This is a genomic window from Salinarimonas sp. (assembly GCF_046292825.1).
Classification (GTDB): Bacteria; Pseudomonadota; Alphaproteobacteria; order Rhizobiales; family Beijerinckiaceae; genus Salinarimonas.
In genome coordinates, this window is sequence record NZ_JBKBQG010000017.1 from 31,808 (window position 1) to 51,435 (window position 19,628).

Genomic DNA, 19,628 nt, shown 5'->3' on the forward strand with positions numbered 1-19,628 from the left:
GTCGGGTCAGGTCTGCGATGTGGGCGGCTTGCGCCGACCGTCCGATGCGGCGCGCGGCGCACGGGTGTCCTCCCGCGCCGGGCGCCGGGCGGGACGAGACCCGCCGGGTTTCGTCACCACGTGGAGGGCGCGGACGAAATCGTCAATGAGACTCGCATACGCAGCCTCGAGCGCGGGGCGCCGCGCGATCACGACCACGTCCGCCTCCGGCAGCGGATCGGGCGGCGTCGCCAGGGCCACGGCCGATTCCGCCCCCGGCGAGTCGTTCCCGGGCGCGGCGTCGTGTCGCGCGAGCGCCTCGCGCGTCGCGTGCCGAAGACGCCGCTTGATGCGGTTGCGCTCGGTGGCGTGGCCGACCTTCTTCGTCACGGTCAGACCGATGCGAAGCCCCGCGCCCGGCGCTTCGGCCGGATCGCGCAGGCGACCCTGCACGGTCATCCGCTCGGAATGAAAGCGGCGGCCCGTGGCCGCCGCGACGAACTCGTGCCGTTTCGTCAGGCGACCGGCCCGCCCCGCAGGAGCGTCGGTGAGCATCGGCCCGGCCGCCCGCGCCGCCTCAGGCGGAGAGCTTCTTGCGGCCGCGGGCGCGGCGCGCCGCGATCACCTTGCGACCACCCACCGTCGCCATGCGCGCACGGAAACCGTGGCGGCGCTTGCGAACGAGCTTGCTGGGTTGATACGTCCTCTTCACGGCCTTCACTCCGGTCGGGTCTTCGAGGGCTGACGCGGGGCCCCTCGCGGGAGCCGCGCCGACGCCGTCACGTGTCGGATGTCGAAATACAAGGGGCCGCCGCCCGCGCGGAGCGTCGTCCTCGGTCGCGCGGCTTATGACGGATGGCGCCCCACAAGTCAACGCAAAGCGTCGGGCGCCGTCGCGCGGGTGTTCACGACGCCCGCATTGGGTTAGCAACGACGCGGCGGCCGCCTGGGACGCCGCGCGTGACGGGTGGAGACGCATGACGAAGACCCTCGAGCCGGATCTGTGCGTGGTGGGAGCCGGCGCGGCCGGCCTGTCGGCGGCCTCGATCGCGGCCTCGCTCGGCGCGTCGGTCGTGCTCGTCGAGCGCGGCACGATGGGCGGGGATTGCCTCAATCACGGCTGCGTGCCCTCGAAGGCCCTCATCGCCGCCGCCGAGCGCGCCCACGCGCAGGCGACGAGCGCACCCTTCGGCGTCAAGGCCCGCGAGCCGGAGGTCGACATGCTCGCGGTGCGCGAGCACGTGCGCGGCGTCATCGCGGGGATCGCCCCCGTCGATTCGGTCGAGCGCTATCGCGCGCTCGGCGTCGCGGTCCTGCAGGAGAGCGCGCGCTTCGCCGATGCGCGGACCCTTCTCGTCGGCGAGACGACGATCCGCCCGCGCCGCGTGGTCCTCGCCACCGGCTCGCGCCCGGCTCTGCCGGAGATCCCCGGGCTCGACCGCACGCCCCACCTCACCAACGAGACGATCTTCGATCTCGGCCGCCGGCCCAAGCACCTCCTCGTGATCGGGGCGGGGCCCGTCGGCATGGAGCTCGCCCAGGCCTTCCGCCGGCTCGGCTCGGCCGTGACCGTGATCGCGAACGGCGAGGCGCTGCCGCGGGAGGATCGCGAGGCGGCCGGGATCGTCGTGGCCGCCCTGCGGGCCGACGGCGTGACGATCCACGAGGGCGCCGCGATCGACCGCGCGGAGCCCGCCGAGGAGGGCGTGCGCGTCGCCTTGCGGCTCGCGAGCGGGCACGAGCGCCTCCTCGACGGCTCCCACCTCCTCGTCGCGGTCGGGCGACGCCCCGTGGTCGAGGATCTGGGGCTCGAGGCGGCGGGCATCGCGCACGGGCCGGACGGCATCCGGGTCGACGCGCGGCTGCGCACCTCGAACAAGCGCGTCTACGCGATCGGCGATTGCGCGACCGGCGGGACCGGGGGCCTGCGCCTCACCCACGCCGCCGGCCAGCACGCGAGCCTCGTGGTGCGCCAGGCCCTGTTCGGCGTTCCCGCCCGCTTCGACCCCGCCCTCGTGCCGCGCGCGACCTATACCGACCCGGAGATCGCGTCGGTGGGGCTTTCCGAGGAGGAGGCCTTCGCCAAGGACGCGCGCGCCCGCATCCTGCGCTGGCCGCTCGCCGAGAACGATCGCGCCCGCGCCGAGCGGACGACGTCCGGCCTCATCAAGGCCATCGTCGCGCGCAATGGTCGAATCATGGGCTGCACGATCGTCGCTCCGCATGCGGGCGAGCTGATCGCGCCGTGGACGCTCGCGCTCGCCAAGGGACTGACCGCGCGCGATCTCGCGGGGCTGGTGATGCCCTATCCGACGCTGTCCGAGATCACCAAGCGGGCGGCGGTGGAGGATTTGAAGGGGCTCGCGCTCAATCCGTGGCTCGGACGGTTGCGTAATCTCGTACGCTGGCTCGGCTGAAGGAGGACGCTGGAGGCGCGATGGACGACGGCGGCAGGCGAGGTCCGGCGACGCACGGAACGATCGCGGCGGAGGTGCTCCCGGCCGCGGCCGAGCGCGCGCCCTCCGCCCGCCGCGGCATCGGCCTCTCGGGGCGGCTCCTCGTCCTCACCATCGCCTTCGTCATGCTCGCCGAGGTGCTGATCTACGTCCCCTCGGTCGCGCGTTTCCAGAATTCCTGGCTCTCGGACCGCCTCGCCGCGGCCCAGATCGCCGCGCTGGTGCTCGATGCCGATGCGGAGGGGCCGGTGGGAGAGGCGGTCGAGCGCAAGCTGCTCGAGGGGGTCGGCGCGGAGCTCGTCGCGGTGCGCGGCGGCGGCACGCGGCGCCTCCTCGCGATGGACACGATGCCGCCTGCGATCGACCGCACCGTCGACCTGCGCGACCAGAGCCTCGTCGATTCCGTCCGCGCCGCCTTCGCGACGCTCACCCGCCCGAACGGCGGCGCCATGCGGGTGATCGGGCCGGGCACCGGAGCGCAGGCGCAGGAGATCGACTTCGTCGAGATCGTGATCGACCCCGCGCCCCTGCGCACGGCCCTGATCGGCTTCTCGATCAACATCCTGATCCTCTCGCTGATCATCTCGGCGATCACGGCAGGGCTCGTCTTCCTCGCGCTCGAGCTCGTGATCGTGCGGCCCGTGCGGCGACTGTCGACGAACATCGCCCGCTTCTCCGAGGAGCCGGAGGATGCCGCGCGCATCATCGTGCCGTCCGATCGCACCGACGAGATCGGCGTCGCCGAGCGGGCGCTCGAGCGCACCGAGCGCGCGCTCGCCCAGGAGCTGCGCGCGACGCGCCGCCTCGCCGAGCTCGGGCTCGGGGTCGCCAAGATCAACCACGATCTGCGCAACATGCTCGCCTCCGCCCAGCTCGTGGCAGACCGGATGGTGGAAGCCTCCGACCCGACGGTGCAGCGCTTCGCGCCCCGCCTCGTCGCGACGCTCCAGCGCGCGATCGACTTCTCCGAGGCGACCCTCGCCTATGGCCGCGCCGTCGAGCCCGAGCCCGACCGCCGGCCGGTGCGTCTCCTCGACGTGCTCGCCGATCTCGACGACGTGCCGGGGCTGTCGCGCGCGCGCGAGGACGGCGAGGGAACGGACGAGAGCGGCGAAGGCCCCGTGCGCCTCGTCCTCGCCGTGCCCGACGATCTCCTCGTCGACGCCGACCGCGCCCAGCTCGCGCGCGTCTTCGTCAATCTCGCCCGCAACGCCGTGCGCGCGCTCGCCAAGGCGCCCTCGGGCGCGCGGGCGCTCACGATCGAGGCCTGGCGGGAGGAGGGGGCCTGCCACGTGCGCGTCTCCGACAACGGCCCCGGGCTGCCGGCGCGGGCGGTGGCGCACCTCTTCGAGGCCTTCAAGGGCGCCTCCGGCGGCACCGGCCTCGGCCTCGCGATCTGCGCGGAGATCGTGCGCCTGCACGGCGGACGAATCGCCCACGAGCCGGACCGCCCCGGCGCCTGCTTCCTCGTCGTCGTGCCCGATCGGGAAAAAACCGTGGCTGCGTAACGATCGCGCCCTCTTCCCGCGAAAAAAACGCGCGATCCTCGAAAAACCCGCTTGCCAAGCGTCCCGCGATTTTCTATTCCACCGGCCTCGCCGGAAGGCAACGCCCTCCCGGTTCCGGCAAGCGCCCGTAGCTCAGCTGGATAGAGCACCAGACTACGAATCTGGGGGTCAGAGGTTCGAATCCTTTCGGGCGCGCCATTCTTCTCTGCGATTACACGAGAGTGCGATTCGTCACCGGTCGCGTCCGCCGACGTCGCGGCGCGTTATTCGGGGACGTGAGCGAGCCGTCGGGCGAGGCCCGCGTGCCGCCTCCGCATCGTCACGCCCGCGCGAAAACCTCGCCGCGCATGAGCATGCGCGCGGTGCGCACCGCGCCTCCCGAGACGACCTCGAGCGCGGTGCCCGAGCCGCGCGTGAGGAGGGCGACGTCGAACAGGCCCACGGGGTGCTCGACGAGGATCTCGCGGTCGTCGCCCGCGGGCCGGATCGCGAGCCCGTCGGCGACGGAGCCCTCGAGCATGGCGGCGGTCGCGATGCACAGGCCCCCGGTCACGGCCATCGCCGCATGGGTCTTGTGGGGGACGAAATAGCGGGCGCGGACATGGCCGCCGGCGCTCGGCGCCGACAGGATCGCCGCCTTCGGCACGACCTTGTCCGCCACCTCCCCGAGCCCCATCAGCCGCCCCGCTTCCCGCCGCAGCGCCTCGAGCCGGGCGAAGAAGGCGCGGTCCGCGTCGAGCGCGGCGGGGGTCTCGTCGCCGGACTTGCCGAGATCGGCGGCGCGCAGGATCATCATCGGCACCGCGACGTCGATCAGGGTCGCCTCGACCCCGTCGATCACGTCAATCGCGTTCCCTGTCGGCAGGAGGCGGCCCGTCTTGGAGCCGACGATGTCCATGAAGGACAGCCGCACCGGCGCTGCCGTCCCCGGGACGCCGTCGATGCGCGCCTCCCCGCCATAGGCCACGCGCCCGCCCGGCGTGCGCACCCGCGCCTCGATCAGGCTGTCGGTGTTGATGTTGTAGATGACGACCCGAGTTTCGCCGTCCCGCGCCGGCACGAGACCGGCCTCGATCGCGAAGGGCCCGACGCCCGCGAGGATGTTGCCGCAGGAGGGGCCGGTGTCGACGATCGGCTTGTCGACCGAGACCTGCGCGAAGAGATAGTCGACGTCGACGCCGGGGCGGCTCGAGCGCCCGACCATCGCCACCTTCGAGGTGAGCGTGTCGGCGCCCCCGATGCCGTCGATCTGCCGCACGTCCGGCGAGCCCATCACGGAGAGGAGGACGCGATCGCGCTCGGCCGGGTCCGCGGGCAGGTCCTCCATGCGGAAATAGGGCCCCTTCGAGGTGCCCCCGCGCATGAGGATGCAGGGAATGGCGATCTGGTCGGACATGGCGCGGTCTCTTTCTTTTTCCCTCCCCGTAGGGGAGGGTGGCCTCCGAGGCGAAGCCGAAGGAGGTCGGGTGGGGCCCGACGCTCGAAGGCTATTCTCCACCCGGGCCCCACCCGGCCACGCTCGCTTCGCTCCCGTGTCCACCCTCCCCTCCGGGGAGGGATTTTTCATCGCAATGGCCAGGGCAGGTCGTAGGCTCCCTGCAGCCAGCCTCCCGGAAAGACGAGGTTCAGCGCGTTGGCGAGGACGAGGATGAAGCCGATGCCGAGCACCGTGAGCAGCACCGTCGTCACCCACGACGCCCGCGCGTAGAGCCTCAGGAACACGAGGAAGAAGCCGAGGATCGCGAGGAAGAAGCCGACGAGCGCGGTCGCGACGACGAGGCCGGCGATCCAGGCGAAGATCCGCCAAGGCGATGTCGACCCCTCGTCTCCGGGCGTCGTCTCCCCGTCGAAATTGGCGCTCGACTCGCGCCGCCCCAAAGCGAGCGGGGCCAGCACCAGGAGCGTCGCGAGGAAGCCCACCACCGCGACCCCCGTCGGGAACACGCCTCCCAGGAAGGAGAGCCGCCAGACCTGGGTGAAGGCCCAGACGAAGAGCGCGAGCACCGCCGCCGTGAAGAGGAGCTGCGGCCACAAGACCCGCGCCCTCGCCGCCTCGGCCGAGCCCTCCGTCGCCACCGCCCCGCCGCCCCCGGGGCCCTTGCGGGCGCCGAGCCAGATCGAGACGAGGGTGAGGACCGCGATCGCGATCACGAGCGGGCGCGTGAGGAAGTCCCAGCCCGCGAACTGGACCGCCTGATAGAGATAGCGCTCGCCCTGGAGCGCGAGCACGAAGCCGATCAGGAAGGCCGGGCGCGGCCAGCCGAAGCGCTTCAAGAGGATGCCGAGCGCCCCCATCGCGACGAGCGCCACGAGATCGTAGAGCGAGCGCGTCGCCTGGAAGGCGGCGAACGAGATCACCATGATCATGAAGGGCGCGACCAGCGTGTAGCGCACGGTGGTCAGCCGCGCGATGCCCGGCGCGAGCGCGATGCACAGAGCGGTGCCGATGACGTTGGCGAGCGCGAGCGACCAGACGATCGTATAGGTCACGTCGAGATTGCGCCCCGCCATCGCCGGGCCCGGCTGGAGCCCGAGCAGAATCATGCCCGCGAGGAAGATCGCCATCGAGCCGGAGCCCGGAATGCCGAAGAGCAGCGTCGGCACCAGCCCGCCGCCCTCCTTGGCGTTGTTGGCGCTCTCGGGCGCGATCACACCGCGGATGTCGCCCTTGCCGAATTGCGAGCGGTCCTTCGAGGTCTGGACGACGTGGCCATAGGCGATCCAGTCGACGACCGAGCCGCCGAGCCCCGGGATCGCGCCGATCACGGCGCCGAGGCCCGAGCAGCGCAGCGCGAGCCATTTGTGGCGCCAGGTGTCGAGGATGCCCTTGTACCAGCCCGATCCGAGCCGGTTCGTGCGCGCGATGGTCGGCCCCCCGCGCAGGAGGTCGACGATCTCGGGCACGGCGAAGAGGCCGAGCGCCACGATCACGAGCGGCACGCCGTCCATGAGGTAGAGCGTGCCGAACTCCATCCGATATTCGCCGGTCGCCGGCGCCGCGCCGACCGCGCCGAGGACGAGGCCGAGCGCCGCGGCCGCCACGCCCTTGGCGAGGTTCGTGCCCGCGAGCACGCCCACCATCGAGAGGCCGAACAAGGTGAGCATGAACAATTCGGCCGCCCCGAAGGACAGGATCAGCGGGCGCGCGACCACCACGAAGCCGGTCAGGATCGCCGCGCCGAACAGGCCGCCGATCAGCGAGGCGAAGAACGCCGCCGAGAGCGCGCGCGCCGCCTCGCCCTGCTTGGCGAGTGGGAAGCCGTCGAGCACCGTCGCCTGCGAGGCCGAGGAGCCGGGTATCCCCATCAGGACCGAGGTGAACGTGTCGGACGTGGGGATGATCGCCACGAGGCCGATCAGCATCGCGAGCGCGGAGATCTGGTCCATGCCGTAGAGGAAGGGCAGGAGCAGCGACAGGCCGGCGATGCCGCCGAGCCCCGGCAGCACGCCGATGAGGAGGCCGAGCACGACGCCGAGCGTCATGAAGGCCATATGCTGCCAGGTCATCAGATTGGCGAGCGCGTCGAAGAGTGCCTCGATCATGAAGCGTCAGGCTCCGGTCCGGCGCGGCGGGCGCGGGTGCACAGACGCCGCCGCGGCTGCGTGCCGCGACGGCTTCGGCGAACGGCGTGCGCCGGTCAGAGCTCGACCTGGTGCGTCTCGCGCAGGAATGTGCGCACCCATTCGCGCGCGTCCGGGTCGATCGAGGTCGCGACGCGGTAGAGCGGCTCGACGTCGTCGAGCACGGCCTGCTCGTAATCGCCGAGGACGTCCTCCTTGGCCGCCTGCAGCTCGGGATCGGCCACCGCGTCGGCGAAGGCCTGGCGATAGGTCTGGACGATGTTCTCGGGCGTGCCCTCGGGCAGCATGGCGGGCTTCTGGGCGGCGAAGCCCGAGCCGAAGAAGGCCATGTACGCGTCGAACTCGACGCCCGAGGGACGCGAGCCGTGCATCATCTCGTAGGCCTCGACGAAATGCGGCAGGTCCGGGAAGGTCGGATCGCGCTGGACGTTGCCCTGCGCGTCGAGCACGCCCCAGGAGAACATCGGCACGGCCTCGCCCGCCTCGACGAGCGGCATCACCTGGGTGAGATAGGCCGACGAGGTCTGGTAGTCGACCGTCGCCTCGCCGCGCTCGAAGGCGAGACGGCCCTCTCCGCGCCCGCGCATGCCGAAGACGTAGCGCACGTCGAGCCCCATCACGAGGAAGGCGAGCATCGGGACGAGGTCGAGCGAGGTCGCGCCCTGGCTCGCATAGACGAGCTCGGTCCCCTGCAATTGCCCGAGCTGCGAGGCGTCCTCGACGCCGAAGCGCGCCGGCAGATAGACGACGCCGCCCGTCGGCGAGACGAGCACCGGCTGCAGCCGGGCGTAATCGTAGCGCACGCGCGGATCGCCGAGGAGGAAGGGGAATTGCGTCGAGCCGGAGGTCCCGAGCAGCGCGAGCCCGTCGGGCCGGGCGCGGGCGACGAACTCGTTCGTGCCGGTGATCGAGCCGCCGCCGGGCACGTTGCGCACGATCACGTTCGGATTGCCGGGCAGGTGCCTGGAGAGGAACGGCGCGAAGAAGCGCGCCCACACGTCCGAGCCGCCGCCTTCGGCGAAGGGGATCGTCCATTCCACGGTGCGGCCGGAGAAATCGACGCCCTGCGCGCGCGCGGCGGCCGGCAGGAGCGTCGTGGCGGCGCCCGCGGCGGCGGCTCCGACGATGAATTGGCGGCGGTCGATCGTGGTCATCGGCGTCTCCTCGCTTATGTTTACGACGCGTTCGGCGTCTGTGGCGCGATCTCTTGGCGTGACCGCGCTCGCCGAACAGACTACGTGCGCCGTCCCTTCATGTAAACTGCACTGTGTACAAAGGTATGCTGTCGACGCGAACGGCCGCCGGCCGCGGGCCCCCGGTCGCATCCGACATGACAGGGTGAGGGGGATGTGGCAGAGGGGAGGGGAGCCACGAGGCAGGAGAGACCGACCAGATGCCGCGCCGCTACGCCGTCCTCGACGTCTTCACCGACACCCCGCTCGCCGGCAACCCCCTCGCGGTGGTCTTCGATGCGGAGGGGCTCGACGGGTCCGCGATGCAGGCGATCGCGCGCGAGACGAACCTCTCCGAGACGGTGTTCGTGCTGCCGCCGCGGGATGCGCGCCATCGCGCGCGGCTGCGCATCTTCACGCCGGGCCGCGAGCTGCCCTTCGCCGGCCATCCGACCGTCGGGACGGCGATCGCGCTCGCGCTCGAGGACGGGGACGGCGGGGCGGACGCGCGCGCCTTCGGGCTCGAGGAGGAGGTCGGCATCGTGCCCTGCGTCGTCGAGGTGACCGGCGCGGGCCGCGGGCGGGCGCGATTCCGCCTGCCGAAGCTGCCGCTGTCCGTCGGCGAGCGCGACCCGGACGAGGCCGCCTGCGCGATGGCGCTCGGCCTCGAACCCGACGAGATCGGCTTCGCGCGCCATCGCCCGAGCCGCCATTCCGCCGGCGTGCCCTTCGATCTCGTCCCGGTGCGCTCGCGCGCGGCGCTCGATCGGGCGCGGGCGAGCGAGCATTTCGACGCGGTGTTCGGGGGAGGCGACCACCCGGCCGTCTATCTCTACACCGCCGAGACCGAGGACCCGCGCGCCTCCTTCCAGACGCGCATGCTCAGCCGGCTCCTCGGCGCGGGCGTGCTCGAGGATCCCGCTACCGGGTCGGCGGCCGCCGCCTTCGCCGGCGCGCTGATGCAGTTCGAGCCGATGGGGGAGGGGGTTCACGACGTCCTGATCGAGCAGGGTTTCGCCATGGGCCGCCCGAGCCGCATCGCCCTCCAGCTCCAGATCGAGGCCGGCGCGCTCGTCGGGGCCGAGATCGGCGGGGAGGCCGTCGTGATCGCGCGCGGCGAGCTCTACGCGTGAGGCGAGCGACCGATTTCGTCGCCGACGTCGAGCGCATCGAGGCGCGCTTCGACGCCACCTGGCGCTGGCCCTTCGCGGACGAGAACGCGGCGGCGATCGCCGCCAATTGGCAGGCGCGGCTCGCCGAGAAGCCGCGGCTCTTCAACGGGCGCGTGCTCCTCGCCCGCGACATCGTGCGCGACGGCGACGTCCTGCGCGCGACCTACTTCCCCGTGGACTACGCGACGCTGCTCTTCTTCAAGACGCGCGGCTTCGAGGATGCGGACGTCGCCAACGGCTTCGCGCTCGCGGCCCTGCGCAGCGCCGACGGCGCGTATCTCGTCGGCGAGATGGGCCCCCACACCGCCAATTCCGGACGCCTCTACTTCCCCGGCGGCACGCCGGACATGAACGACGTGCGCGACGGGAGCACGGTCGATCTCGCGGGCTCGGCTCTGCGCGAACTCGAGGAGGAGACGGGGCTCGGCCCGGGCGAGGTCGCCGTCGAGGGGTGGACGGTCGTGCGCGACGGCGGCTATCTCGCGCTCCTGCGCCGCGTCGCCTCCCGCGAGCCCGCCGAGCGGCTCGCCGCCCGCATCCGGGCGACGCTCGCCGCGCAAGCCGAGCCGGAACTCGCCGACATCCACGTCGTGCGCGCGGCGGGCACCCTCGACCCCGCCCGCACCCCGCCCTTCATGGAGACCTTCCTGCGGCGCGCTTTCGCGGTCTGATCGCGTCCCGCGCGCGAGCATCGCGAGCGCAAATGCTCAGCTTTTAGCTTATCAATTTTCTGCGCAGACGAGCGGCACGTAGAAATACGGACCTTTCGGTCCGTTGAGGGGAGCGTGCCGTGGCGTCCCGACAGTCGAGCTTCTCCGATCGTTCGCATGTCTCGCGCGAGGGGCGGCCATGCGCGCGCTCGAGCTGACCGTTCACGGCATCGAGCGGCTCAATACGCTCGTCGGTCGGATCGTGGCGCTGATGACGCTCGGGACGGTGCTCGTCTGCTTCGCGACCGTCTACACCCGCTATGCGCTCAACACGAACTTCATCTGGCTGCAGGAAGCCTATGTCTGGCAGCACGCGCTCGTGATCGTTCTCGGCGCGGCCTACACGATGATGAGCAACGGCTTCGTGCGGGTGGACATCTTCTACGGGCGGATGAGCCCGAAGGGGCGCGCCATCGTCGATCTCGCCGGCACGATCGTCTTCCTGATGCCGTTCCTCGCGGTCCTCGCGGTGACCTTCGCCCGCTTCTTCTGGAACTCGTGGCTCGCCGACGAGGGCTCGCCCAACGAGAGCGGCCTGCCGAACTGGTGGCTCCTGAAGGGCGCGCTCCTCGTGTTCGTCGGGCTCGTCTTCCTCCAGGGCATCGCGCTGATGGCGCGCTCGGTCCTGGTTCTGCGCGGGCGTGAAGACTACGCGGCAAAGCCTGCCCACGGTTGAGGAAACGCGACGGCATAGCCGAGGAGGCGTCATGTTCGATCCCCTGCTCGCCGGCCAGATCCTCGCCGGATTGTTCTTCCTCGCGATCCTCGTCGTGCTGCTCGGCGGCTACATCGTCGCCTGGACGCTCGGCGGATTGTCGATGATCTTCGCGCTGATCGGCTGGCAGCTCGGCGTGTTCGACCCCGCGCTCCTGCAGGCGCTCTCGACACGCTTCTTCGGGGTGATCACGAACCCGGTCCTGATCGCGGTGCCGCTGTTCGTGTTCATGGGCGTGGTGCTCGAGCGCTCGAAGATCGCCGAGGTGCTCCTGACCACGATGGGCGAGCTCTTCGGCTCGATGCGCGGCGGCCTCGGGCTCTCGGTCGTCGTCGTGGGCGCGCTGCTCGCGGCGTCGACGGGCGTCGTCGGCGCCACCGTCGTCGCGATGGGCCTCCTCGCGCTCCCCGCCATGCTGCGCGCGGGCTACGACCCCAAGCTCGCCACCGGCGTGATCTGCGCCGCCGGCACGCTCGGCCAGATCCTGCCGCCCTCGACCGTCCTGATCTTCACCGCCGACATCCTCCAGGGCGCGAACGCGGCCGCGCAGGCCGAGCTCGGCAATTTCGCCCCCGACACCGTATCCGTCGGCGATCTCTTCGCGGGCGCCTTCCTGCCGGGGCTGATCCTCGCCGTGCTCTACGGCGTGTGGGTGATGGTCCGCGCCGCGCTCGACCCTTCGGCGGCGCCCGCCATCGCGACCTCGCCCGAGCGGCGGCGCACGCTCGGCCGGCGCGTCGTCGTCGCGCTCATCCCGCCGCTCGCGCTCATCGTCGCCGTGCTCGGCTCGATCGTGGGCGGCATCGCGACGCCGACCGAGTCCGCCTCCGTCGGCTCGCTCGGGGCGATCCTCCTGTGCCTCATCAAGCTCCTCGCCGAGCGGCGGGTGCGCGGCGAGGACGGCGTCGACCACGAGGAGAAGCTGTTCTGGTTCTGGATCGGGTTCCTCTGCGTGCTCCTCGCCATCGGCGCCTTCGGCGGCGCCTTCTGGCTCCTCACCTTCCTCGTCGGGGCGATTCTCGCCGCGCTCGTGCCGGTGCTCGCCTCGGCCAAGCTGCGGGCGAGCTTCCTCGACACGATGAGCGAGACCTGCCGCTCGACGATGACGATCACCTCGATGATCTTCATCATCCTCCTCGGCGCGACCGCCTTCGCCCTCGTCTTCACCCGGATGGGCGGCTACGAGCTCGTGCGCGGCTTCCTCGACGCCATGCCCGGCGGCCAGGTCGGCGCGGTGATGGCGGTGATGGCGATCATGTTCGTGCTCGGCTTCTTCCTCGACACGTTCGAGATCGTCTTCATCGTCGTGCCGATCACGGCGCCGATCCTGATCATCCTCGGCGTCGACCCGATCCTGCTCGGCGTGCTCATCGGCCTCGTCCTGCAGACCTCCTTCCTCACCCCGCCCTTCGGCTTCGCCCTGTTCTACCTGCGCGGGGTGGCGCCGGCGTCCGTGAAGACGACGATGCTCTATGCGGGCGTCCTGCCTTTCGTGATCATGCAGATCGCGGTGCTCGGGCTCGTCTGGTTCTGGCAGGATCTCGCGACCTATCTGCCGAACTACCTCTTCCGCTCGCCCGCGGGCGTCTTCGAAGGCGCCCCCGCGCCGCTCCCCTTCGACGACGTGGAGGGCGACGAGTTCCTGTGAGGGTTCGGGGCGGAGCAGGAGGGGTGGTCTCCAGCGTCCGGAAGACATGCCGGGAGCCGCCCGCCCCGTGTCATCCCCGGCCGGAGCACGCGCAGCGTGCGAAGTGAAAGGGGACCCAGCGCCCGAATCGGCGCCGAAGGCGCTCCTGCTGCCGCCGACCAGGCGGCTAGTCGCCGCCACAAGTGCTTGCTTCGCAAGCGATTCTCGTGCTGGGTCCCCTTTCCCTGCGCGCCTTCGGCGCTCCGGCCGGGGATGACACGGTTGGAGAACTGACCCTGCGAAGATCACTCTCGTGCTTCGCGTGACCGACTTGACGACGGCTTTCGGATTTCGTCCCCCCCTTCGACGCAGCGGCCCAACCTCGGCGTCCAGCCCCACGCAAGGCTCCATCCGCATCGTCCTCCCCGAGAGGCAAGCGGAGGCGAGCATGCTGTCGACGGCCATGTCCCTGAGGCTCGTGACGAGCGACATCACGCGCACGCTCGATCGCGTGGCGAATTCGCCGCAGGCGGCGCGGGAGATCGCGCATTACCGCGAGAACATCGGCAAGGTGAAGTCCATCGAGGATTTCCTCAAGGACGACCGCCTCTTCACCTTCGCGATGCAGGCCCACGGCCTCGGCGACATGGCCTATGCCAAGGGCTTCATGCGCAAGGCGCTCGAGGGCGGCATCGACGATCGCAACAGCTTCGCCAACAAGCTCGTCGACAAGCGCTACCGCGACTTCGTCGAGACCTTCAACTTCGCACGTCACGGCGCGACGACGACAATCTTCTCCCGCGCCGTGCAGGGCACGATCGACCGCTTCGTGCGCCAGACGCTCGAGGAGCAGCAGGGCGCGCAGAACCAGGGCGTTCGCCTCGCGCTCTATTTCGAGCGCAAGGCGCCCGGATTGAAGACCGGCTACGACGTCCTCGCCGATCCCGCGCTCGCCGAGGTCGTGCGCACGGCGCTCGGCCTGCCCGACGCCTTCGGGCAGGCGGACATCGATCGCCAGGCGCGGCTGATCGAGAGCCGGATCGACTTCGCGGATTTCGCCGACCCGAAGAAGCTCGAGACCTTCCTGCAACGCTTCGCGACGCTCCACGACCTCAAGAACCCGCCGATGATGGCGCAGGCGCCCTCGATCCTGATCGGCCAGCCGATCAGCGCGCAGATCGGCGCCGACGTCCTCATGAGCCTCCAATCGATCCGCTTCGGCCGCTGACGCGAGTTCCCCATGCAGCCTTCGATCTACGTCGCCCTCTCCGGTCAGATCGCGCTCGAGCGGCGCATGGAGACGCTCGCGCGCAACGTCGCCAATCTCGGCACGGTCGGGTACCGCGCCGACGAGGTGACCTTCGAGCAGATCCTCTCCACGCGCGGGCGGGACCCCGTCGCATTCGCGACCGCGGGCGAGACCTTCATCTCCCGCAATGCCGGGGGCCTGAGCCAGACCGGAAACCTCCTCGATTTCGCGGTGGACGGAGACGGCTGGATGGCCTTTCAAGGGCCGAACGGGCCCGTCTATACCCGCGACGGGCGCGTGAGCATCGATGCGGACGGCGTGCTGCGCACGGTCGCCGGATATCCGCTCCTCGATGCGGGCGGCGCGCCGATCCAGCTCGACCCCGATGCCGGCCCGCCGATCGCCTCCCGCGACGGCATGCTGACGCAGGGCGACGTTCAGGTCGGCGCGATCGGGCTCTTCCAGATCCCGAACGCGGCGCGGCTCTCGCGCTTCGAGAATTCGGGCGTCGTGCCCGATCTCCCCGCCGAGCCCGTGCTCGACTTCACCCGCAACGGCATCGTCCAGGGCTATACGGAGGGTGCGAACGTCAATCCCGTCATGGAGATGACGAAGCTCGTGATGGTCACCCGCGCCTTCCAGGCGACCTCGACCGCCATCGAGGACGCCGAGCGTAGCCAGTCGAGCGCGGTGCGCACCCTGGGCGAGAGCTCGTGATGGTCGAGATCGTCGTTCCGGTCGCCGGCCCGCCCGTCGCGCTCGCGCCCGACGCGGACGCCCATGCGCGGCTCGATCGGCTCGTCGCCGCGCGCGAGGCGCTGCGTGCCGCCCGCCAGCCGCCGGTCGCCGCCGGCCCGCCGTCCGGGGAGCCCGGCCCGCTGCCGCCGTCCTTCGAGGAGGCGCTGATCGCGCGCGCCGCCTTCGCCGCCGCGAACCTGCCCCCGCCGCCCCCGCCGCCGCCCCCGCCCGAGACGATCGACCCGACGATCTCGCTCTGGGGCAGCGAGCGCGACGATCCTCGCGCCGGGGAGGGGCCGCCCGTCGGGCTCGCGATCCCGCTCGACGATCTCGCCGCGATCTCGCCGGAGGCGGAATGGCGCCCGCCGGATGCGCAGGCCGCGCGCGAGCCGCTGCGCGTCGACGCGCAACGCCTCGCCGCCGATCCGCGCTCGCTGTTCTCCGCCGAGATCATCGGCGCGCTCGAGGCGCGTCGTCTGGGCGCCCTGCCGCTGCGGCCCGAGCCCGTCGACCTCGCCTGGCCCACCGGCGACGGCGCCGATCCCGTCCGCGGCTCGGATCGCGCGCGATGATGCCCGCGCCCCGCCATCGGCTCGACGCGCTCGCGCGCGCGGTCGGCGATCTTGCCGCGCAGACGCCGCTCGTGCGCGAGGGCGGCGTCGTCACCCACGTCTCGCCCGGCCATTATCGCGTCGGCGGGCTCTCCGCCTTCGTGAAGCTCGGCGAGCGGGTCGCGATCCCCGCCGCGGACGGCGACCGCATCGGCGAGGTGGTGCGCATCGACGCCGCCGGCGCGACGGTGAAACCCTTCGAGGGCGCGATCGACGCCCGCCTCGGCGCCCGCGCCTGGCGGCTCGAGCCCTTCGCGCTCGATCCGGACCCGTCCTGGAAGGGGCGGGTGATCGACGCGCTCGGCCGCCCGATCGACGGCCGCGGCCCGCTCGCGGCCGGTCCCGAGCCAGCGCTTCCCTTCCGCGAGCCGCCGCCCGCCATGCGCCGCGCCCGCACGGGCAAGCATTTCCGCACCGGCGTGCGCGCGATCGACCTGTTCGCGCCCCTGTGCGCGGGGCAGCGCATCGGCATCTTCGCGGGCTCGGGCGTCGGCAAGTCGACGCTGCTCGCGATGCTGGCGAACGCCCGCGACGTCGACACCGTCGTCATCGCCCTCGTCGGCGAGCGCGGGCGCGAGGTGCGGGAATTCCTGGAGGAGACGCTCGGCGAGCGCCGGGCGAAGGCCGTCATGGTGGTCTCCACCGGCGACGAGAGCCCGATGATGCGCCGCCTCGCCCCCAACACCGCGATGGCGGTCGCCGAATATTTCCGCGATCGCGGCGAGCACGTGCTGCTGATCGTCGATTCGGTCACCCGCTACGCCCATGCCGCCCGCGACGTCGCGCTCGCCGCCGGCGAGCCCGCCGTGTCGCGCGGCTATCCGCCGAGCGTGTTCTCGGACCTGCCGCGGCTCCTCGAGCGCGCCGGCCCCGGCACGGAGGGGACCGGCACCATCACGGGGATCTTCTCCGTCCTCGTCGACGGCGACGACCACAACGACCCCGTCGCCGACAACATCCGCGGCACGCTCGACGGCCACATCGTGCTCGAGCGCACCATCGCCGATCGCGGCCGCTACCCGGCGATGAACCCGCTCGCCTCGGTCTCGCGCCTCGCGCGCGGGGTGTGGACCGCCGAGGAGCGCGAGCTCGTGCGCCGCTTCTGCGCGCTGATCGCCCGCTTCGAGGAAACCCGCGACCTGCGCCTCATGGGCGGCTACCAGCCCGGCGCCGACCCCGACCTCGACCAGGCGGTCGCGATCGTGCCGAAGCTCTACGACGCCCTGCGCCAGGACCCCTCGAGCCCCCGCAGCGAAGACCCGTTCCGCGAAGTCGCCGGCGCGCTGAAGGGATGAGTTTCGTCCCTCCCCGTAGGGGAGGGTGGACTTGCGAGCGTCAGCGAGAAAGGCCGGGTGGGGCCCGTGGCTTGAAGGATTATCTCCACCCGGGCCCCACCCGACCCCTGTCGCTTCGCTCCAGGGGCCACCCTCCCCTCCGGGGAGGGATGTCGCCGCCCCATCCCTCCCCGTAGGGGAGGGTGGACTTTCGAGCGTCAGCGAGAAAGGCCGGGTGGGGCCGGTGGCATGAAGGACTATCACCACCCGGGCCCCACCCGACCCCTGTCGCTGCGCTCCAGGGGCCACCCTCCCCTCCGGGGGGGGATCACTCGCCCCTCAAAGCACCCCCTGGGCCACGAGCGCGACGACGACGTAGCGCGCGCCCTTGGCGATCGTCACCAGCACCAGGAACAGAGCGAGCGGGGTGCGCATCAGCCCGGCGACGACGGTGAGAGGGTCGCCGACGACCGGCGTCCAGGCGAGGAGGAGCGACCACGAGCCCCAGCGGGCGAACATCGCCTGCGTGCGCGCGAGGCGCTCGGGCGAGACCGGGAAGCGCGGGTGGTCGCGGTAGCCCTCCAGGAAGCGGCCGATCAGCCAGTTCACGACGGAGCCCGCCACGTTCGCCGCCGTCGCGACCCCCACCGCGAGCCACAGCGCGACGTCGCCGAGCGCGAGCACGCCGACGAGCGCGACTTCGGACGTGCCCGGCAGCACCGTCGCGGAGGTGAAGGCGGAGAGCGCGAGGCCGGCGAGGGTGGCGAGGGTCGTGGTGTCCATCGGGTCAGGCGACGAGGAGCGCGATCGAGAGGGCGAGGGCGGCGAGGCCGAACAGGAGGCCGCAGGCGATGCGGTAGAGGGCGAGCGCCCGGCGGATGTCGCCCGCGCCCGCCTCCGCGCGCCCGTCTCCCATGTAAGCGTCGTCGACGCGGATGTTTCCGTAGACGCGCGGGCCGGCGAGCCGCAGTCCGAGCGCGCCCGCCATCGCCGCTTCCGGCCAGCCGGCATTGGGCGAGCGGTGGCGGCGCGCGTCGCGCCGCATCGCCCTCCACGCCGCGCGGGCGTCCGCCTTCGGATGCAGAGCCGCGGCGGCGACGATCAGGCAGCCCGTGAGCCGCGAGGCGGGGAGGTTGACGACGTCGTCGAGCCGCGCGGCCGCCCAGCCGAAGGCCTCGTGGCGCGGGGTGCGGTGGCCGATCATGCTGTCGGCCGTGTTGGTCGCCTTGTAGAGCGCGCCGCCGGGAAGCCCGCCGATTCCGATCCAGAAGGCCGGCGCGACGATGCCGTCGGAGAAGTTCTCCGAGAGGCTCTCGATCGCCGCGCGCGCCACGCCCGCCTCGTCGAGGGTCTCGGGATTGCGGCCGACGATCATCGCGACCGCCCGCCGCCCGCCCGCGAGCCCGTCCCTCTCGAGGCCGTCCGCCACCGCGGCGACATGCTCGTCGAGGCTGCGCTGTGCGAGGAGGCTCGAGGCGAGGAGCGCGAGGACGACCTTGCCGAGGAGGCCGAGCGGCGTCAGCACCGCGGCGAGCGCGAGCGCCACGGCGCCCGTCGCCACGAGGAGCGCCATCAGAGCCGCCACGCCGGCCGTTCGCCGCGCGGCGAACGAGGCGCTCTCGCGGTTGAGGCTGCGATCGAGCGCTGCGATCAGCGCGCCCATCCAGGTGACGGGATGGCCCACGAGGTTGTACAGACGCGTCGGATAGCCGACCGCCGCCTCGATCGCGAGGGCGAGGACGAGGACGGCGAGCGCGGTCTCGATCATGCGGGGCGGGAGGAACGATGGACGGGGAGGGGATCTGGCACGGGGGCTCACTCGGCGCGGCGCGACGGCTCTTTCCGCGCGCGCCCGAACCATGGATCGACCTCTCGACCGGAATCAACCCCGTTCCCTACCCGCTGCCGCCGCTCTCCCCGGATCTGTGGACGCGCCTGCCCGAGCCCGGCGCGCAGGCCGCGCTCGAGGCGGTGGCGCGCGGGGCCTTCGGGGCGGTGGAGGGGGTCGACGTGCTCGCCGCCCCGGGCACCCAGATCCTGATCGGCCTCCTGCCGAGCCTGCTGCCCCCCCGGCGCGTCGCGATCCTGGGCCCGACCTATGCCGAGCATGCCGCCGCCTGGCGGGCGGGCGGGCACCGCGTCACGGAGGTCGCCGATCTCGCCGCCGCGGAGGGGGCGGACGTGGTCGTTCTCGTCAACCCGAATAATCCCGACGGCCGCCTGGTCGCGCCCGCGACGCTTCATGCCTTCGCGCAGACGCATGCCGGCCTCCTCGTCGTCGACGAGGCCTTCGCGGATCTGGAGCCCGGCGCGAGCCTCTGCCCGCAGCTCCCCGACGATGGGATCGTGCTGCGCTCCTTCGGCAAGACCTACGGGCTCGCCGGCCTGCGGCTCGGCTTCGCGCTCGGCGGGGCGGGGGAGGGGGGCGCGCTCGTCGCACGCATGCGGGCGCTGATGGGGCCCTGGGCGGTCTCCGGGCCGGCTTGCGCGATCGGCGCCGTCGCGCTCGCCGATCGCGACTGGCGCGCGCGTGCCGCCGCCGCCCGCGCCGCCGACGCCGGCCGGCTCGACGCGCTCCTCGCCCCGCACGCGCGCGCGCCGATGCGCGGGACGCGGCTCTACCGGCTCCTCGCGAGCGAGGACGCGCCGGCCCTCTTCGCCCGACTGGGCCGCGCCGGCATCTATGTCCGCCGCTTCGGGCACGATCCGAGCCTCCTGCGATTCGGCCTGCCGGCGGGCGAGGAGGCGTGGGCACGGCTGGAGGCGGCGCTCGCCTTCCAAGGGCCCCCCCCACACCTGCGACATTCCGTTCGCGGGGAGAAGCCTCGCCATTGA

At 72.1% G+C, this 19,628-nt stretch carries 18 protein-coding genes and 1 tRNA gene; 12 read left to right on the plus strand and 7 right to left on the minus strand.

All coding sequences use genetic code 11. The annotated features are described in order from the left end of the window. Positions 1 to 6 precede the first annotated feature (6 nt). Positions 7 to 534: a ribonuclease P protein component gene (gene rnpA, locus ACK4UM_RS10355; RefSeq protein WP_409798465.1), complete on the minus strand. Its 528-nt coding sequence runs from the start codon at positions 532 to 534 to the stop codon at positions 7 to 9. Positions 535 to 556: 22 nt separating this feature from the next. Further along, positions 557 to 691 (minus strand): 50S ribosomal protein L34, encoded by a 135-nt coding sequence (gene rpmH / locus ACK4UM_RS10360; RefSeq protein ID WP_409798467.1) that lies wholly within the window; start codon positions 689 to 691, stop codon positions 557 to 559. 265 nt (positions 692 to 956) lie between these two features. Here rpmH and ACK4UM_RS10365 point away from each other — a divergent pair, with 265 nt between their 5' ends. The 3 genes from ACK4UM_RS10365 (at position 957) to ACK4UM_RS10375 (ending at position 4,141) form a co-directional block, all read left to right on the plus strand. Next, positions 957 to 2,396, plus strand: coding sequence for a dihydrolipoyl dehydrogenase family protein (locus ACK4UM_RS10365; protein WP_409798468.1), 1,440 nt, complete (start codon positions 957 to 959; stop codon positions 2,394 to 2,396). A gap of 20 nt (positions 2,397 to 2,416) precedes the next feature. After that, positions 2,417 to 3,943: a sensor histidine kinase gene (locus tag ACK4UM_RS10370; protein WP_409798470.1), complete on the plus strand. Its 1,527-nt coding sequence runs from the start codon at positions 2,417 to 2,419 to the stop codon at positions 3,941 to 3,943. A gap of 121 nt (positions 3,944 to 4,064) precedes the next feature. Next, positions 4,065 to 4,141: transfer RNA gene (locus tag ACK4UM_RS10375), tRNA-Arg, on the plus strand. Between the two features lie 121 nt (positions 4,142 to 4,262). Here ACK4UM_RS10375 and ACK4UM_RS10380 read toward each other — a convergent pair. The 3 genes from ACK4UM_RS10380 to ACK4UM_RS10390 form a co-directional block, all read right to left on the minus strand. After that, positions 4,263 to 5,339: a 4-oxalomesaconate tautomerase gene (locus ACK4UM_RS10380; protein WP_409798472.1), complete on the minus strand. Its 1,077-nt coding sequence runs from the start codon at positions 5,337 to 5,339 to the stop codon at positions 4,263 to 4,265. 167 nt (positions 5,340 to 5,506) lie between these two features. Further along, positions 5,507 to 7,486, minus strand: a complete 1,980-nt coding sequence (locus ACK4UM_RS10385; protein WP_409798474.1) for a tripartite tricarboxylate transporter permease — start codon at positions 7,484 to 7,486, stop codon at positions 5,507 to 5,509. Positions 7,487 to 7,581: 95 nt separating this feature from the next. Next, entirely contained in the window at positions 7,582 to 8,679 is a 1,098-nt protein-coding gene (locus ACK4UM_RS10390) for a Bug family tripartite tricarboxylate transporter substrate binding protein (RefSeq protein ID WP_409798476.1), read from the minus strand. A 239-nt stretch (positions 8,680 to 8,918) separates the two neighbouring features. On the opposite strand from ACK4UM_RS10390, the gene ACK4UM_RS10395 reads away from it, so the two are divergent. The 8 genes from ACK4UM_RS10395 (at position 8,919) to fliI (ending at position 16,814) form a co-directional block, all read left to right on the plus strand. After that, positions 8,919 to 9,830, plus strand: a complete 912-nt coding sequence (locus ACK4UM_RS10395) for a PhzF family phenazine biosynthesis protein (RefSeq protein WP_409798478.1) — start codon at positions 8,919 to 8,921, stop codon at positions 9,828 to 9,830. Beyond that, positions 9,827 to 10,540, plus strand: a complete 714-nt coding sequence (locus tag ACK4UM_RS10400) for an NUDIX hydrolase (protein ID WP_409798480.1) — start codon at positions 9,827 to 9,829, stop codon at positions 10,538 to 10,540. The genes ACK4UM_RS10395 and ACK4UM_RS10400 overlap by 4 nt, the downstream gene beginning before the upstream one ends. Positions 10,541 to 10,718: 178 nt before the next feature. After that, positions 10,719 to 11,255: a TRAP transporter small permease subunit gene (locus tag ACK4UM_RS10405; RefSeq protein WP_409798482.1), complete on the plus strand. Its 537-nt coding sequence runs from the start codon at positions 10,719 to 10,721 to the stop codon at positions 11,253 to 11,255. Positions 11,256 to 11,286: 31 nt separating this feature from the next. Further along, positions 11,287 to 12,942 carry a TRAP transporter large permease subunit gene (locus tag ACK4UM_RS10410; RefSeq protein ID WP_409798484.1) on the plus strand — a complete coding sequence of 552 codons (1,656 nt, stop codon included), beginning with the start codon at positions 11,287 to 11,289 and terminating at the stop codon, positions 12,940 to 12,942. A gap of 427 nt (positions 12,943 to 13,369) precedes the next feature. Continuing rightward, positions 13,370 to 14,149: a DUF1217 domain-containing protein gene (locus tag ACK4UM_RS10415; RefSeq protein WP_409798486.1), complete on the plus strand. Its 780-nt coding sequence runs from the start codon at positions 13,370 to 13,372 to the stop codon at positions 14,147 to 14,149. A 12-nt stretch (positions 14,150 to 14,161) separates the two neighbouring features. Further along, entirely contained in the window at positions 14,162 to 14,887 is a 726-nt protein-coding gene (gene flgF / locus ACK4UM_RS10420) for a flagellar basal-body rod protein FlgF (protein ID WP_409798488.1), read from the plus strand. Beyond that, positions 14,887 to 15,480, plus strand: coding sequence for a hypothetical protein (locus ACK4UM_RS10425; RefSeq protein WP_409798490.1), 594 nt, complete (start codon positions 14,887 to 14,889; stop codon positions 15,478 to 15,480). Before flgF ends, ACK4UM_RS10425 begins: the two co-directional genes overlap by 1 nt. After that, complete coding sequence (gene fliI, locus ACK4UM_RS10430; protein WP_409798492.1) at positions 15,477 to 16,814, plus strand: flagellar protein export ATPase FliI; 1,338 nt, start codon at positions 15,477 to 15,479, stop codon at positions 16,812 to 16,814. The genes ACK4UM_RS10425 and fliI overlap by 4 nt, the downstream gene beginning before the upstream one ends. 318 nt (positions 16,815 to 17,132) lie before the next feature. Here fliI and ACK4UM_RS10435 read toward each other — a convergent pair whose 3' ends face one another. After that, on the minus strand, positions 17,133 to 17,576 hold the full coding sequence (locus tag ACK4UM_RS10435) for a YqaA family protein (RefSeq protein ID WP_409798494.1): 444 nt from the start codon (positions 17,574 to 17,576) through the stop codon (positions 17,133 to 17,135). A gap of 4 nt (positions 17,577 to 17,580) precedes the next feature. Beyond that, on the minus strand, positions 17,581 to 18,561 hold the full coding sequence (gene cbiB / locus ACK4UM_RS10440) for an adenosylcobinamide-phosphate synthase CbiB (RefSeq protein WP_409798496.1): 981 nt from the start codon (positions 18,559 to 18,561) through the stop codon (positions 17,581 to 17,583). Positions 18,562 to 18,578: 17 nt separating this feature from the next. Between cbiB and cobD the strand changes: the two genes are divergently transcribed. Continuing rightward, positions 18,579 to 19,628: a threonine-phosphate decarboxylase CobD gene (cobD, locus tag ACK4UM_RS10445; protein ID WP_409798498.1), complete on the plus strand. Its 1,050-nt coding sequence runs from the start codon at positions 18,579 to 18,581 to the stop codon at positions 19,626 to 19,628.

Bases quoted from the DNA above. Each gene is read 5' to 3' on its own strand.
- rnpA (WP_409798465.1), bottom strand. From the start codon at position 534: ATGCTCACCGACGCTCCTGCGGGGCGGGCCGGTCGCCTGACGAAACGG.
- ACK4UM_RS10365 (WP_409798468.1), top strand. From the start codon at position 957: ATGACGAAGACCCTCGAGCCGGATCTGTGCGTGGTGGGAGCCGGCGCG.
- ACK4UM_RS10370 (WP_409798470.1), top strand. From the start codon at position 2,417: ATGGACGACGGCGGCAGGCGAGGTCCGGCGACGCACGGAACGATCGCG.
- ACK4UM_RS10380 (WP_409798472.1), bottom strand. From the start codon at position 5,339: ATGTCCGACCAGATCGCCATTCCCTGCATCCTCATGCGCGGGGGCACC.
- ACK4UM_RS10385 (WP_409798474.1), bottom strand. From the start codon at position 7,486: ATGATCGAGGCACTCTTCGACGCGCTCGCCAATCTGATGACCTGGCAG.
- ACK4UM_RS10390 (WP_409798476.1), bottom strand. From the start codon at position 8,679: ATGACCACGATCGACCGCCGCCAATTCATCGTCGGAGCCGCCGCCGCG.
- ACK4UM_RS10395 (WP_409798478.1), top strand. From the start codon at position 8,919: ATGCCGCGCCGCTACGCCGTCCTCGACGTCTTCACCGACACCCCGCTC.
- ACK4UM_RS10405 (WP_409798482.1), top strand. From the start codon at position 10,719: ATGCGCGCGCTCGAGCTGACCGTTCACGGCATCGAGCGGCTCAATACG.
- ACK4UM_RS10410 (WP_409798484.1), top strand. From the start codon at position 11,287: ATGTTCGATCCCCTGCTCGCCGGCCAGATCCTCGCCGGATTGTTCTTC.
- ACK4UM_RS10415 (WP_409798486.1), top strand. From the start codon at position 13,370: ATGCTGTCGACGGCCATGTCCCTGAGGCTCGTGACGAGCGACATCACG.
- flgF (WP_409798488.1), top strand. From the start codon at position 14,162: ATGCAGCCTTCGATCTACGTCGCCCTCTCCGGTCAGATCGCGCTCGAG.
- ACK4UM_RS10425 (WP_409798490.1), top strand. From the start codon at position 14,887: ATGGTCGAGATCGTCGTTCCGGTCGCCGGCCCGCCCGTCGCGCTCGCG.
- fliI (WP_409798492.1), top strand. From the start codon at position 15,477: ATGATGCCCGCGCCCCGCCATCGGCTCGACGCGCTCGCGCGCGCGGTC.
- ACK4UM_RS10435 (WP_409798494.1), bottom strand. From the start codon at position 17,576: ATGGACACCACGACCCTCGCCACCCTCGCCGGCCTCGCGCTCTCCGCC.
- cbiB (WP_409798496.1), bottom strand. From the start codon at position 18,561: ATGATCGAGACCGCGCTCGCCGTCCTCGTCCTCGCCCTCGCGATCGAG.
- cobD (WP_409798498.1), top strand. From the start codon at position 18,579: ATGGACGGGGAGGGGATCTGGCACGGGGGCTCACTCGGCGCGGCGCGA.